Source organism: Streptomyces sp. S3(2020), assembly GCF_013044505.1.
GTDB lineage: Bacteria > Actinomycetota > Actinomycetes > Streptomycetales > Streptomycetaceae > Streptomyces.
In genome coordinates, this window is sequence record NZ_JABERD010000044.1 from 14,993 (window position 1) to 28,611 (window position 13,619).

General features: G+C 71.0%; 11 protein-coding genes and 1 tRNA gene. 7 read left to right on the plus strand and 5 right to left on the minus strand.

What is annotated here, in order from left to right:
• Positions 1-17: 17 nt before the first annotated feature.
• Positions 18-1,274, plus strand: a complete 1,257-nt coding sequence (frc, locus tag HLK59_RS16675; RefSeq protein WP_171142214.1) for a formyl-CoA transferase — start codon at positions 18-20, stop codon at positions 1,272-1,274.
• Positions 1,275-1,395: 121 nt separating this feature from the next.
• On the opposite strand, the gene HLK59_RS16680 is transcribed toward frc, so the two are convergent.
• Both HLK59_RS16680 and HLK59_RS16685 read right to left on the minus strand, forming a co-directional pair.
• The gene (locus HLK59_RS16680; protein ID WP_171142215.1) at positions 1,396-1,824 is read right to left on the minus strand and encodes a PAS domain S-box protein; all 429 of its coding nucleotides are present in this window, start codon (positions 1,822-1,824) and stop codon (positions 1,396-1,398) included.
• 285 nt (positions 1,825-2,109) lie between these two features.
• Positions 2,110-3,081 carry a 2-dehydropantoate 2-reductase gene (locus tag HLK59_RS16685; protein ID WP_171142216.1) on the minus strand — a complete coding sequence of 324 codons (972 nt, stop codon included), beginning with the start codon at positions 3,079-3,081 and terminating at the stop codon, positions 2,110-2,112.
• Between the two features lie 300 nt (positions 3,082-3,381).
• Between HLK59_RS16685 and HLK59_RS16690 the strand changes: the two genes are divergently transcribed.
• The 4 genes from HLK59_RS16690 to HLK59_RS51050 all read left to right on the plus strand — a co-directional run bounded on the left by HLK59_RS16690 (position 3,382) and on the right by HLK59_RS51050 (position 5,138).
• Positions 3,382-4,059: a GntR family transcriptional regulator gene (locus HLK59_RS16690; protein ID WP_171142217.1), complete on the plus strand. Its 678-nt coding sequence runs from the start codon at positions 3,382-3,384 to the stop codon at positions 4,057-4,059.
• Positions 4,060-4,090: 31 nt separating this feature from the next.
• The gene (locus HLK59_RS16695; protein WP_171142218.1) at positions 4,091-4,540 is read left to right on the plus strand and encodes a MarR family winged helix-turn-helix transcriptional regulator; all 450 of its coding nucleotides are present in this window, start codon (positions 4,091-4,093) and stop codon (positions 4,538-4,540) included.
• A gap of 187 nt (positions 4,541-4,727) precedes the next feature.
• Positions 4,728-4,815, plus strand: a tRNA-Leu gene (locus HLK59_RS16700).
• A 107-nt stretch (positions 4,816-4,922) separates the two neighbouring features.
• Entirely contained in the window at positions 4,923-5,138 is a 216-nt protein-coding gene (locus tag HLK59_RS51050; RefSeq protein WP_240982452.1) for a hypothetical protein, read from the plus strand.
• A gap of 589 nt (positions 5,139-5,727) precedes the next feature.
• Here the strand turns inward: HLK59_RS51050 and HLK59_RS16710 are convergent.
• The 3 genes from HLK59_RS16710 to HLK59_RS16720 are packed head-to-tail and all read right to left on the minus strand — an operon-like array spanning position 5,728 to position 9,106.
• Complete coding sequence (locus HLK59_RS16710) at positions 5,728-7,053, minus strand: hypothetical protein (RefSeq protein WP_171142219.1); 1,326 nt, start codon at positions 7,051-7,053, stop codon at positions 5,728-5,730.
• 4 nt (positions 7,054-7,057) lie between these two features.
• Positions 7,058-8,023 (minus strand): hypothetical protein, encoded by a 966-nt coding sequence (locus HLK59_RS16715; RefSeq protein WP_171142220.1) that lies wholly within the window; start codon positions 8,021-8,023, stop codon positions 7,058-7,060.
• Positions 8,024-8,074: 51 nt separating this feature from the next.
• Positions 8,075-9,106 (minus strand): zinc-binding dehydrogenase, encoded by a 1,032-nt coding sequence (locus HLK59_RS16720; protein ID WP_171142221.1) that lies wholly within the window; start codon positions 9,104-9,106, stop codon positions 8,075-8,077.
• 402 nt (positions 9,107-9,508) lie between these two features.
• Between HLK59_RS16720 and mftG the strand changes: the two genes are divergently transcribed.
• Together mftG and fusA are read left to right on the plus strand one after the other, a co-directional pair.
• Positions 9,509-11,074 carry a mycofactocin system GMC family oxidoreductase MftG gene (gene mftG, locus HLK59_RS16725; RefSeq protein WP_240982453.1) on the plus strand — a complete coding sequence of 522 codons (1,566 nt, stop codon included), beginning with the start codon at positions 9,509-9,511 and terminating at the stop codon, positions 11,072-11,074.
• 368 nt (positions 11,075-11,442) lie between these two features.
• Complete coding sequence (gene fusA, locus HLK59_RS16730) at positions 11,443-13,539, plus strand: elongation factor G (protein WP_171142223.1); 2,097 nt, start codon at positions 11,443-11,445, stop codon at positions 13,537-13,539.
• Positions 13,540-13,619: the final 80 nt, after the last annotated feature.

Sequence of the window (13,619 nt, forward strand, 5' to 3'; positions counted from 1 at the left end):
ACGAAAAGGAAGCACACATGAGTGAAAAGCCGCTCGCCGGAATCAAGGTGATCGACTTCACCGGGGTCCAGGCCGGCCCCGCCTGCACACAGATGCTCGCCTGGTTCGGCGCCGACGTCCTGAAGGTGGAGCGCCCCAACGGCGGCGACGTGACGCGCCGTCAGCTCCGGGACATCGAGGACCTGGACGCCCTCTACTTCACGATGCTCAACAGCAACAAGCGCTCCCTCGCCATCAACACCAAGACCGCCGAGGGCAAGGAGGTCCTGGAGAAACTCATCGAGGGCGCCGACGTCCTGGTGGAGAACTTCGCCCCGGGCGCCCTGGACCGCATGGGCTTCACCTGGGAGCGCATCCAGGAGCTCAACCCGCGCCTCATCTTCGGCTCGGTCAAGGGCTTCAACGACCAGTCGTCCTGGAACGACCTCAAGGTCTACGAGAACGTCGCCCAGTGCGCGGGCGGCGCCGCCTCCACCACCGGCTTCTGGGACGGCCCGCCGACCATCTCCGGCGCCGCCCTCGGCGACACCAACACCGGTATGCACCTGGCGATCGGCATCCTCACCGCGATCATCGACCGCAACCGGACGGGCAAGGGCCAGAAGGTCTCCGTCTCCATGCAGGACGCCGTCCTCAACCTCTGCCGCGTCAAGCTGCGCGACCAGCAGCGGCTGGAGCGGGTCGGCTACCTGGAGGAGTACCCGCAGTACCCGAACGGCGAGTTCACCGACGTGGTGCCGCGCGGCGGCAACGCGGGCGGCGGTGGCCAGCCCGGCTGGGTCCTGAAGTGCAAGGGCTGGGAGACCGACCCGAACGCGTACATCTACTTCACCGTCCAGGAGCAGAACTGGAAGCGCACCGCCGAGGTCATCGGCCACCCCGAGTGGGCCGAGGACCCGGAGTACGCCACCGCGCGCGCCCGCCAGTCGCACATCTTCGAGATCTTCGAGGAGATCGAGAAGTGGCTCGCGGACAAGACCAAGTACGAGGCGGTCGACGTCCTGCGTGAGTGGGAGGTGCCCTGCGCCCCCGTGATGAGCATGAAGGAGATCGCCTACGACGAGGACCTGCGCCGCAGCGGCACCGTCGTCGAGGTCGAGCAGAAGGAGCGCGGCACCTACCTCACGGTCGGCAGCCCGGTGAAGTTCTCCTCCTTCAAGCCGGACGTCACCGGTGCTCCGCTGCTCGGCGAGCACAGCTCGGAGGTCCTGGTCGAACTCGGCTACGACGAGGAGACCATCGGCCGGCTGAAGGAGAGCGGAGTCATCGTCTGACCCGGTCCGACGAAGCGGAAGCGGAAGCGGCCGTGGCCTTCGGGCCACGGCCGCTTCCGTACGCGGTCCGACGGGGTCCTACGGGGTCCGATGGCGTTCGGACCGGGGTTCAGACCGGGGCTCAGGCCGGGGCGGTCTCGGACCGCCGCCGCATCAACTCCCGCTCCCGCTCACGGCGGGCGGTCACGTCTCGGATGACCGCGCCGACGTACGTGCTGCCGTCGGGACCGGGCAGCAGCACCACACTGAACTCGATGGACAGCTTGCGGCCGTCCGCGGCCAGCGCGGGAACGTTCAGCAGGTCCGCGTCCCCGTACTTGCTGTACCCCCGCTCCATGGCCTCGTCGAAGCCCTCCTGATGCCGCTTGCGATGCCGCTCGGGAATGATGACGTCCAGGCTGAGGCCGTCCACGTCGGCCGCCGAGAACCCGAAGATGCGCTCCGCGCCCCGGTTCCAGTAGCGGATCAGTCCTTCACCGTCGACGATCACGATGCCGTCGGGTGCCTGGGCGGCCATTCCCAGCACCACATCGGGGTTCAGATCTTCCATGTCGCCTCCGAGCCGGGGCCATTGGATGCCGATCGAGTACAGGTCGGCAGTATACAGAGGATCGTATACAGGATCCAGGTGCGGGACTCAGGTGTGGGATCCAGGCCGCACACGACTGAGGCGGGACCCCTCTGGCGCAGGGGGCGCTCCCCGCCGGTAGAGGTCCCGCCGTCGTGCAGCGGAGGGCCGGTCAGCCCTGGGTGGCCGCGCCCCGCAGGGTGATGCGGTCCGCTTCCGCGTGCACGTTCCTGGAAGTGCCGTCCCGTGGCGGCGAGTCGGGCCGTCTCATGCGGCGGTCCGGTGGGCGAGGAGGTCGCTGATGGCGTGGACGGTGTGGAGGGTGGGGACGTGGGTGTGGGTGATGTGGGCGAGTTCGATGACGGCGGTGAGGAGGACGTCGAGTTCGAGGGGTTTGCCGGCTTCGAGGTCTTGGAGGGTGGAGGTGCGGTGGTCGCCGACGCGTTCGGCGCCGGCGAGGCGGCGTTCGATGGAGATGCCGATGTCGCAGCCCAGGGCCTGGGCGACGGTGAGGGTTTCGCGCATCATGGTTTCGATGACTTGGCGGGTGCCGCCGTGGTGGCACATCTGGCGCATGGTGGCGCGGGCGAGGGCGCTGATGGGGTTGAAGCTGATGTTGCCGAGCAGTTTGAGCCAGATGTCGTTGCGCAGGTCCTTCTCGACGGGGCATTTGAGGCCGCCGGCTTGCATGGCGTCGCTGAAGGTCTGGCAGCGGGGGGAGATGGTGCGGTCGGGTTCGCCGATGGAGAAGCGGGTGCCTTCCAGGTGTCGCACCACACCCGGGCCCTCCAGTTCGGTGGCCGCGTAGACCACGCACCCGATGGCGCGTTCGGGGGCGAGGACCGCACTGACCGCGCCTGCCGGGTCGACGCTTTCGATGCGTTGTCCGTCGTGGGGTCCGCCGTGTCGGTGGAAGTACCACCAGGGGATGCCGTTCTGGGCGGCGATGACCGCAGTGGTCTCGTGGAGCAGGGGGTCGATGAGCGGCCCGCACGCCGCGTAGGAGTTGGCTTTGAGGCCGAGGAGGACGTAGTCGACGGGGCCGATCTCGTTGGGGTTGTCGGTGGCGTGGACGTGGGCGGTGAAGTCGCCGCGGGGGCTGTGGACTTGTACGCCGTGCTGCCTCATGGCCGCGAGGTGCGGTCCACGGGCGATGAGGTGGACGTCGGCGCCTGCGTGGTGCAGGGCGGCGCCGACGTAGGCGCCGATGGCTCCGGCGCCGAGGACTGCGACTTTCACTGGGTGGCGCTCCGTTCGGTCGAGGGTGTACCGCGGAACTGTCGAAATCTGTCGACGAAATATTGTCTACAGGATGGAACTGGCGCCAGCAAGAGTTTGGGACGGCACCCGGACGGCCACTCGTGGCGTGTGAGAAGCCTGGGTCGTTTGCTCATCCGCGCTCGTGAGCTGCTGGTACGGCCCGCCGGAACGGGCCCAACTCCCGGGTGTCCAGGCGTTTGTGCGCCGTAGACTGTAGGCGAAAGCCAATCCATACTTGGCTCTCGCATACAGCGATGACGCTGCTGAGGAGGGGCCGTGATGTTGTCGACGACAGGACTGCCGCAGGGTGCGGTACCCAAGCTCGAACGCCCCGGCCCACTGCGCGACCGTGTCTACGAGGCGCTGCTGGAACTCATCACCACCCGTGCGCTCCAGCCCGGCCAGCACCTCGTCGAGAGCGAGCTCGCCGGCCATCTCGGCGTCTCGCGCCAGCCCGTACGCGAGGCGCTCCAGCGCCTCAGCACCGAGGGGTGGGTCGATCTGCGGCCCGCCCAGGGCGCGTTCGTGCATGAGCCAACCGAGGAGGAGGCGGACCAACTCCTCACCGTCCGCACACTGTTGGAGGCCGAGGCCGCCCGGCTCGCCGCGGCCAACGCGTCCAAGGCTGCCATCGGAGTACTTGAGGAGGTGTGCGCGGAGGGCGAGCGCGCGGTCGCCGCCGACGACGTGGACCGCGCGGTCGCGATGAACGCCCGGTTCCACGCGAAGATCATGGAACTGGCCGGCAACGCCGTCCTCGCCGAGCTGGCGGCACAGGTCGACCGACGCGTCCGCTGGTACTACACACCGGTCGCCCGGCAGCGCGGACGGCAGTCCTGGATCGAGCACCGCGAGCTGATCGCGGCGATCGCGGACGGCGACGAGCAGCGCGCCACGGCGGTCATGCGGGCCCACACGGAACACACGCGGAAGATGTACCACGAGCGCGACAAGTAGGGGTCCGATCGACCCTGGGTACAGTCCCCGCATGTCCGATGATCAGAGACCCTCACCCCCCGGGGACCGGCTCGGCCACCTCCTGAAGAAGGCCCAGGCCAAGCTGGCCAGAGCGTCCGCCGAAGCCCTCGCGCCGCACGGGGTGGACGGGCACGAGCTGACGGTGCTCGCGGTGCTCTCGGGGGCGGCGTCGCTGTCGCAGGTGGAGGTGGCCGGGCGGCTCGGCGTCGACCGTACGACGATGGTGGCTCTCCTCGACGGCCTGGAGGACCAGGGGCTCGTCGAGCGGCGTCGCAGTCCGCGGGACCGGCGCAAGAACCTCGTCGAGCTGACGGACGCGGGACAGGAGTGTCTGAGCCGGGCCGAGCAGGCGCGCACGAACGCCGAGGAACGTTTCCTCGCGCCGCTGGGGGAGGAGACGGCGGCATCGCTCGTACGGGCCCTGCGGGTACTGGTCGCGGAGGGGCGCGTCCACGGATGACGATGACACGGACGACCTCCTCCGCGTAATCGTTCCGTCGCTGGTGGTGAGTGCCCGGAACCGCTCCGCACCGCGCTCCGGGAGTGCCCTCCGGGGCACGGATATGCAGGTGAAAGGCGCTCCGAAAGCTTGGTATTGTTGTCCATGTCGCCGCGGGGAACACCCCCGGCAAGGCGGCAGACACCTGGTCCGGGTGGCGGAATGGCAGACGCGCTAGCTTGAGGTGCTAGTGCCCTTTATCGGGCGTGGGGGTTCAAGTCCCCCCTCGGACACCAGCTGAGACCCCTGTGCATCAGGGGTCTTTTGCTTTGGGGCGACGCCGGGCGCGCACTGTCGCGCCTCGCTGCGCACCGCCCCCATGCCGGCGACGGTCACCAGCACGATGCCCGAGCTCTGGGCCCATGAGGGCTGCTCGGCGAGGAGCACGAACCCGACGACGGTTCCGATGGCGGGCTCCAGGCTCATCAGGGTGCCGAAGACCGTCGTGGGCAGATTGCGCAGGGCGACCATCTCGGCGGCGTACGGCAGGATCGGCAGCAGCAGCGCCGCCAGCGCGGACAGGGCGAAGGCCCGCGCGTCCATGTGGCCGACGATGTGACCGGCGTCGGCGAACGGCAGGGTCACCGCGGAGGCCGCCGCCATGGAGACGGCGAGGCCGCCGAGGCCGGTGAACTGGGCGCCGACCCGTTTGGTCAGCAGGATGTAGCCGGCCCAGCCCGCCGCCGCCCCGAGCGCGAAGCCGACTCCGGCCAGATCGACCTCACCGCTCCAGGGCCGGGTCAGGGCGAGCACACCGGCCGCCGCGGTCAGCGGCCACAGGACGTCGATCCGGCGCCGCAGACCCGCCACGGCCACCCCCAGCGGGCCGAGGAACTCCAGCGCCGTGGCGGTGCCGAGGGGGATACGGACCACGGCCTCGAAGTAGAGCAGGGTGAGCAGTCCGCTGACCGCTCCGAGCAGCAGGGCGGTGCCCACCTCACGGTGGTCGCGGCCGCGCAGGCGGGGCCGGGCGAGGAGCCACAGGACGACCGCCGCCCAGGTCAGGCGCAGCCAGGCGGTTCCCGAGGGCGTGAACGTGTCGAAGAGGTGGCTGGAGGTACCGGCCCCGGTCTGCACACTGGCCATGGCCACCAGGGCGAGCGCCGTCCCCCGGTAGCGGGAACCGGTGTCCGGGGCGAGCGGGAGATTCATGAGGCGCGTGCTCCGTCGGCCGTGAGATCTGCCGGGTCGCCAGGGTCCGGCAGTTGGGCTACGAGGGCGGCGACCGGATGTGCCACCGTGTCCCCGACGCTCGCCGGAGCCACCTCGTGGCGGCCCTCGGTGAGCGCGAGCAGCCACTCGCCGACCTCGGGGATCCAGGGCACGCCCAGTGTCTCGGCGTCCCGCCGCACGCGCTGCGGTCGGGTGGCCGCCTGCTGGGCGAGGTAGAGCTGTGCGCGATCGGGGTCGACGGCGGGCAGTGCGGTGAGCCGGGCGGCGACGAAGTCGAGCCACCAGGCGTCCCCGTCCTCCAGGGCGGCGCCGAGCAGCACCCGCGCGTCCTCCGTGCGCAGCGGCACCCCGCCCCGCTCGCAGGCCAGCCCGACCAGGACGCGATCGCCGGACGAGACACCCAACGCATAGGCGTCCACGGCCTGTTGGGCGAGCAGGTCGGCATCGTCGCAGCACTCGAAGGCGAAGCGTACGGCGGGCGCGCTGCCCGAGGTCAGCAGCCGGCGCCACATGGGGGCGTCGAGGGACTCCCGGTCGGCGTCCGTGAACACCGTGAACAGGGCGGGCAGTTCGGCGAAGCGCTCCTCGGACACCAGGCGCCGGAACACCGAGGTGAAGCCCTCGATGCGGGGTGGCGGGCGCAGGCAGGCGAGGGCCGCGGCCAGATCGTGCAGGGTGCCGTCGGTGACGGCCTCGGCGACGGCGCGGTGGATCTCCCGGGTGTCGAGACGGACCTCGACATCGGCGAGGCGGGCCAGCTTGCGCAGCGCGCCGTGGCGGCCGCTCGCCAGGAGCGCCCGGATGCCGGTGGCGGCGGCGTCCGCGTCGAACCGCACCGGGACGCCGGAGAGTTGACGCATGTAGTCCACGGCACCGAGGCGGCCGGCGGCCACCAGGACGTTGTACGACCGCAGGACCGTCTCCTCGTCGAGAACGGGGCGCACCCCGGTCGCCGCGATGATCTGCTCGATGCCGCCCGCGTTGCCGCGTCGCGCCAGCCGGGCACAGGCCCGGTCGATACGGTCGCGGGCCGGGCGCCCGGCCGGCGGCAGATGCGCGTACAGGAAGCAGAAGTCGTCGACCACGCCCCGCTCCAGCGCCCGACCGGTCGCGCGGGCCACAGCCTCCATGGGCAGTCCGGCCAGGACGGGAACGTATTTGTTCACCTGCTCCAGGACGTAGATCTCGTCCCTTTCGAGCAGCCATCGTGACTGCGCGGCGAGGAATTCCGCGGGCAGCCGGGTGAGCTTCTCCGGGGCGTCCTCGGACAGTTGCTTGAGAAGATTGCGGTACGCGCGCACGGCCCTACCCCGCCAGTGCCAACTGCGCCGGCACAAAAGGCAGCAGGTGGCTGAAGTCGTGGTCGCGGTTGAAACGGACCATGGCCTTGCGCAGTTCGGGGTCGTACCCCTCACGGCCACGGAAGTCGGTGCTCTCGTCGGCGAGTTCCTCGCTCCACAGGCCCGTGTAGACGGGCAGCCCCATGGAATGTCCGGCCACCACGACATCGAAGATGCCCTGGATGGTGGGCGGGGTCCAGTCGCCCGGCTGTGTGGTCTGCTGGAGATAGGAGCCCTCGGCGACATAGGTGGGCGTCAGATAGATCACCAATTCGGTGCCGTGGCGGTCGCAGAGCTCCTTCAGATACTCCATCGTGGCGACGGCCTCGCGCACCCCGTGCTCGTCCGTCATCCGCGGCGCCGGCTTGACCAGGACGTACGAGGTGAGCCGGATCCCCAGCTCGCCGAGGAGCGCGACCCGGGCCTCCATCACCCGGCGGGAGATCTTCTTCTTCAGCACGGTCTGCCGGATGAAGTCGTCCTGCGTCTCGAAGCCGACCGTCACATCGAGCCGAGGCGCGTGGGTGGTCCTGGCGATGTGCTCCAGGTAGTCGCGCTTGACGTACTCGGGGCGCGTCTCGATGGACAGGACCTCCAGGTTCTCCATCTCCCGGGCGCGGTACAGGAGATGGTCGACGGACTCGCGGTGGAAACGCCTCGGGTCGAGAGCGGAGCCCTCGTTGCCGAAGCACAGCTGGCGGAAGCCGCCCAGTTCACCGGCCCTGGAGTCGAAGACGTGGTCGATCTGGTTGTTGATCTGTCCGGCGGTCACCTCGAACGACGCCGAGCGGGTGGGCAGCGCGCAATAGGTGCACTGGAACTGGCACTTCGTCGTGTAGAACGACAGGACCAGATCACGCCTTCCGAGGAACTTCCGGGTGCCGACATAGAGCGGTGTGTTCGGATCGTGGGTCTCGTTGTTCTCGGACATCCTCAAACCTCCGTGGATATACGGCCGTTCGGCTCTGGGGCTGTCGTGTTGTCAGCGCCACGGATGCAGAATGATCTTTCCGCATTCCCTGGTGAGCTGGAGTTTCCAGGCCTGCTCGATCTCGTCGAGCGGAAAGGTGTGCGTGATGAACCGGTCGATGAGCGGGCCGGTACGGGAAATGGCGTCGAGCATTCCCGGGGCGTGCCGCAGATACAGATCGAGGCTGCCGTGGAGGGTGACGCCCTTCTGGATCAGGTCCCGGTCGACGTGGAGCGACAACTCACCGGACTCCCCGAGGAAGGTGACCCGCCCGCCGCGCCCCGCGGCGTCCAGCCCGAACCGCTGGTGGCCGGCCTGCGCCGAGCAGTCGATGACGTGGTCGACACCCTTGCCGCCGGTGAAGTCCCGTACGGCGTCCGACGCGTCCGGTGTCCCCAGGTCGACGATCAGCCCCGCGCCCAACTGCCGTGCCAGTTCCCGGCGGTAGGGGCTGCGGCCGGCGCAGACCACCCGGGCACCCCTGGCCCGCCCGTTGATCACGGCCCCGAGCCCCACCTGGCCGAGCCCGGTGACCAGGACCGTGTGGCCGGCGGCGACCTCCATGTTCTCCATCGCCGTGTACGTCGCGCCCATCCCGCAACAGGCCATCGCGGCATGCTCGTACGTCATCCCGTCGGGGATCCGGAGCAGCAGCCGTTCCCGCTTGATCATGTACTGCGCGAAGCCGCACTCACCCGAGTCGCCGCCGCACACCGCGAGAGGATCCTCGGTGTCGGCGCAGTGCGCGTACCGCCCGGAGACACACAGCGCACAGCGGCCGCACGGATAGCCGCTGAGCACGACCACCCGGTCCCCCGGCCGGAACGGGCTGCCCGGGCGGGCCTCGACCACCTCGCCGGCCGCCTCGTGCCCCAGGGAGTCCCAGCGGTTGCGGTCGCGGAAGTCCCAGCGCTCGTACGCCAGATGCTCGTTGCACATCGGGGCCGCGACCACCTTCACCAGGACGTAGTCCTCGGCGATCCGCGGCAGCCGCTTCTCGATGATCCGGCTGACGCCGGGTCCGTCCAGTGACGCGACTTTCATGCGTGCCTCTGCGGCCATGGTCGGTGCTCCAGGAGGTCGGGAAGGGCTTCGGTCCCGGTCCGGGGTGGGGCGAACAGCCCTTGTGGCAGGCCTGGTCGGTGAACCGGGGACGGTGCGCGCGCGGTGCGCCGCTCGTACGGGACCGGCGCACCGCGGGGGTGGGGGTGCGGCCGGTGACCGCCGCCGCGTACCCGCACGGCACGCGGATCCCGGAGCCTCGTCCGGACGCCGCCTGGTACGGGGCTCCCTTGCCCCGACAGATCCGCTGGAGCGATCGTTCAGAGTCTCTGCGGATCCGCTAGGGGACGACTCGACCGACAGCTGAGCCCACGCCCTCCCGGAGGCCGGGGCGGCAGTGGGGCGCACCCGTGATCGCCGCAGGTCTGGGGCAGGATGGCACCCATGGCACAGACCCCGAACCCTGTCGATGTCCTCGTGGTCGGCGCCGGAGCCGCCGGAGCGGTGCTCGCGGCACGGCTCAGCGAGGACCCCGACCGCAGCGTGCTGCTGATCGACACGGGCGAAATGCCGCGAGGGGAGGCGGAGTTCGGCCCCGACCTGCTGGACGCGCGGCTCGTCCCGGGAGCGCGGCCCGGTCATCCCGCCACGACCTGGTATCCCGTGCACCTGACCCCCCGGCGGCCGTGGCGGGTCCCGCGCGGGCGGGGTCTCGGCGGCTCCACCACCGTCAACGGCGGCTACTTCGTACGGGCCCGACGCGCGGACTTCGACCGCTGGGCCGCCGCGGGCAACCCCGCCTGGGCCTACGACCGGGTCCTGCCGTTCCTGCGGGACCTGGAGAACGACCTCGACTTCGGCCACGGTCCGTCGCACGGCGGCTCCGGCCCGGTCCCCGTGCGTCGAAGCCCCCTGACACACCCGGCGGCGCGGGCCTTCCGCGACGCCGCCCGCCGGCTCGGCTTCCCGGCCGAACCCGACAAGAACGACCAGGCCCCGCCCGGCTTCGGCCCCGTCCCCTCGAATACGGTCGACGGTATACGCCATAACGTCGGCCTCGGCTACCTTCCACCGGAGGTCATGGACCGCCCCAACCTGCGCACCCTCGGCGACTGCCGCGCCCTCAGGGTGATCGTCGACAGCGGCCGCGCCACCGGAGTCCTCGTGGAGCACGAGGGAGCACGCCGGACCCTGGACGCGCGGACCGTCGTCCTCAGCGCCGGAGCGTTCGCCACCCCGCACCTGCTGCTGCTCTCCGGCATCGGCCCCGCCCCCGACCTCGTGCGCCACGGCATCCCCGTCGTCCGCGACCTCCCCGCCGTCGGCGCCCGACTCGCCGACCACCCCCAGCTCGTCCTGGACTGGACACCGCGCGACGACCTCGGTGAGCCGGCCGACACCTGGCTGGGCGGCTGTCTGCACCGCGCCTCGGCGGGCGCCTCCGACGGACCGGGCGACATCGAGATCCTCCAGTCCCTGGTGCCCATGGCCGGGCTCGTCGAGGGGGTCGTGCGGGTGCCGGGCGCCCCCCTGTCGTTCCTCGTCTCCGCGCAGCTGTCCCGGCCGGGCGGCACGCTGCGGCTGGACTCCGCCGACCCCGACGACATGCCGCGGATCGCCTACGGTTTTCTGGCCACAGGCGACGACTTCCGGCGGCTGCGCGAGGCCGTCCGCCTGACCGCGGAACTGCTCGACAGCCCGCCGCTGGCAGCGGTGTCCGGGGGACTGATGGACCCCGGCCCCGAGGTACTCGACGACGACCGTGCGCTGGACCGGTGGATCTCCGGGCATCTGGGCACCAGTCAGCACACCTGCGGCACCGTGCCGATGGGGCCCGCCGACGATCTCCGGCACACGGCGGTGGACCAGTTCGGGCGCGTCCACGGCGTCCGGGGGCTACGGGTGGCCGACACCTCGATCCTGCCGGACACCCCCCACCGGGGCCCGGCGGCGACGGCCGTGCTCATCGGCGAGGTCGTCGCCGACGCGATCCGCCGGGAGCTGCCGTGAAGCCTCCCTCGCCGGGTCGACGGAAAATCGCGTGACCCGCGTGTCCCCGTCTCCCTACACTCGCCACGCGTCGCGCACCACCCACGCCGGGCCGGTGCGCGTGTCATGACGAGGACCGACGAGTGAGGGGAGACCGGCCGTGTGTGACCGCGCCGCTGTCGTCGTTCCCCCGTCGTCGTACGACGTGATCCTCGTGTCCCGCTCCGTCCGGTGCCCGCTGCGCGGCCGGTACCGGATGCCCCGGACACACACCTGACCAGCAACTGACCCCGCACGTCAGCACATTGACATGCCATCAGATGCCGTCAGACGCGTCCTGTCCGGGAATCGCGCCGCCCTGTCACACACCGTCCGAAAGGCCATGGGCCGTGCGCATCAACCTCGACAGCCTCTCCGTCGTCCGCAACCTGGGCATCCTCGCCCACGTCGACGCCGGCAAGACCACCGTCACCGAGCGGATCCTCTACGCCACCGGAACCACCCACCGGCGTGGCGAGGTCCATGACGGCACGACCGTCACCGACTTCGACCCGCAGGAGCGCGACCGCGGCATCACGATCTTCGCGGCGGCGGTCAGCTGCGCCTGGGACGGCCACCGGATCAACCTGATCGACACCCCGGGACACGTCGACTTCGCCGACGAGGTGGAACGTTCGCTGCGGGTGCTCGACGGGGCGGTCGCGGTGTTCGACGCCGTCGCGGGCGTCGAGCCGCAGAGCGAGTCGGTCTGGCGGCAGGCCGACCGGTACGGCGTCCCGAGGATCGCCTTCGTCAACAAGCTGGACCGTACGGGCGCCGACCTCGACACCGCCGTCGCGTCGATCCGGGAGCGGCTGCACCCGGCCCCGCTGGTCGTGCAGCTGCCCATCGGTACGGAGGACGCGTTCCGCGGGGTCGTGGACCTGGTGCGCATGCGGGCGCTGATCTGGACCGACGGCGGCGACATGGTCGTAGCGGACATTCCCGGGAGGCTGCGCGAGGAGGCGCGACGGCGGCGTCGGCTGCTGGAGGAGGCGGTGGCCGAACTGCATCCGGCCGCGCTGGAGGAATTCTGTACACAGTCGACGCTCGACACGGAACCGGACGACACGGAACCGTTCGACGGGGGATCGCTGCACACGGCGACACTCGTCGACGCCCTGCGCGACCTCACCCGCACCGGCGACGCCGTCGTCGTCCTGTGCGGCTCGGCCTACCGCAACCGCGGGATCGAACCGCTGCTGGACGCCGTCGTGGCCTACCTGCCGTCGCCGCTCGACGTGCCGCCCGTGCACGGCACTCTCGGCGACACCCGGCAGGAACGCCCCGCCGACCCGATGGCGCCCTTCGCGGCTCTGGTGTTCAAGGTGAACGCCACCCCGAACGGGCGGCTCACGTACCTCCGGGTGTACTCCGGAACGATCGGGAAGGGAGACATGGTGATGGACGCGGGTGCGCGGCGCGGCGAGCGCGTCGGGCGGATCCTGCGCGTACAGGCCGACCGGCACGCCCAGTTGGACCGGGCGGTCGCCGGTGACATCGTCGCGGTCGTCGGGCTGAAGTCCGCCCGCGCCGGGTCGACCCTCTGCGCGCCGGACGCCCCGCTCGTCCTCGAACCGCCGAGCGTCGCCGAACCGGTCGTCTCCGTGGCGGTCGAGGCCGTCAGGCGCACCGACACCGACCGGCTGGCCTCGGCGCTCGCGAGGCTCGCCGAGGAGGACCCGTCGCTGGTCGTACGGACCGACCCGGAGACCGGGCAGACCGTGCTGTCCGGCATGGGTGAACTGCACCTGGAGGTCGCGCTGGAGAAGGCGCGGCGGGACCACGGCCTTGACGTCAACGCCGGCCGGCCCAGGGTCGCGCACCGCGAGACCGTCGGGCGCGGCGTGTCCGGACAGGTCTTCCGGCACGTCAAACAGGACGGTGGAGCAGGGCAGTTCGCCCATGTCGTCCTCGATGTGGAGCCGTTGGACCTGGAGGCCGGGTTCGAGTTCCGCTCGGCCGTCGTCGGTGGACGGGTCCCGCAGGAGTACGTCCGGGCGGTCGAGGCCGGCTGCCGGGACGCCCTGGCGGAGGGACCGCTCGGCGGGCACCCGGTGACGGGGCTGCGGGTCACGCTCACCGACGGGGCGACCCATGTGAAGGACTCCTCCGACACGGCCTTCCGCACGGCGGGCCGGTTCGGGCTCCGTGAGGCGTTGCGGGCCTGCGCGATGGTCCTCCTCGAGCCGGTCGCCGAGGTCACCGTCACGGTGCCCGACGCCGCCGTCGGGGGAGTGCTCGGCGACCTGGCGGCACGGCGCGGCCGGGTCTCCGCCTCGGTGACGCGGGCCGGCTCGGCGGTCGTCACCGCCACCGTGCCGCTGGCCGAACTCTTCGGTTACGCGACCCGGCTGCGCAGCCGGACCCAGGGCCGCGGCACCTTCACGGCCCGGCCCACCGGGTACGCCCCGGCGCCGGCGCCGGTGGCGTCGGCCCCGCGATAGCGGTACCAGGGCGGCCCCTCTCCCGTACGAGAGGGGCCGCCCGCTCCCCGTTCAGGAAGTGAACGGCCCGGCACCCGGTC

Bases quoted from the DNA above. Each gene is read 5' to 3' on its own strand.
- frc (WP_171142214.1), top strand. From the start codon at position 18: ATGAGTGAAAAGCCGCTCGCCGGAATCAAGGTGATCGACTTCACCGGG.
- HLK59_RS16680 (WP_171142215.1), bottom strand. From the start codon at position 1,824: ATGGAAGATCTGAACCCCGATGTGGTGCTGGGAATGGCCGCCCAGGCA.
- HLK59_RS16690 (WP_171142217.1), top strand. From the start codon at position 3,382: ATGTTGTCGACGACAGGACTGCCGCAGGGTGCGGTACCCAAGCTCGAA.
- HLK59_RS16695 (WP_171142218.1), top strand. From the start codon at position 4,091: ATGTCCGATGATCAGAGACCCTCACCCCCCGGGGACCGGCTCGGCCAC.
- HLK59_RS51050 (WP_240982452.1), top strand. From the start codon at position 4,923: ATGCCCGAGCTCTGGGCCCATGAGGGCTGCTCGGCGAGGAGCACGAAC.
- HLK59_RS16715 (WP_171142220.1), bottom strand. From the start codon at position 8,023: ATGTCCGAGAACAACGAGACCCACGATCCGAACACACCGCTCTATGTC.
- HLK59_RS16720 (WP_171142221.1), bottom strand. From the start codon at position 9,106: ATGAAAGTCGCGTCACTGGACGGACCCGGCGTCAGCCGGATCATCGAG.
- mftG (WP_240982453.1), top strand. From the start codon at position 9,509: ATGGCACAGACCCCGAACCCTGTCGATGTCCTCGTGGTCGGCGCCGGA.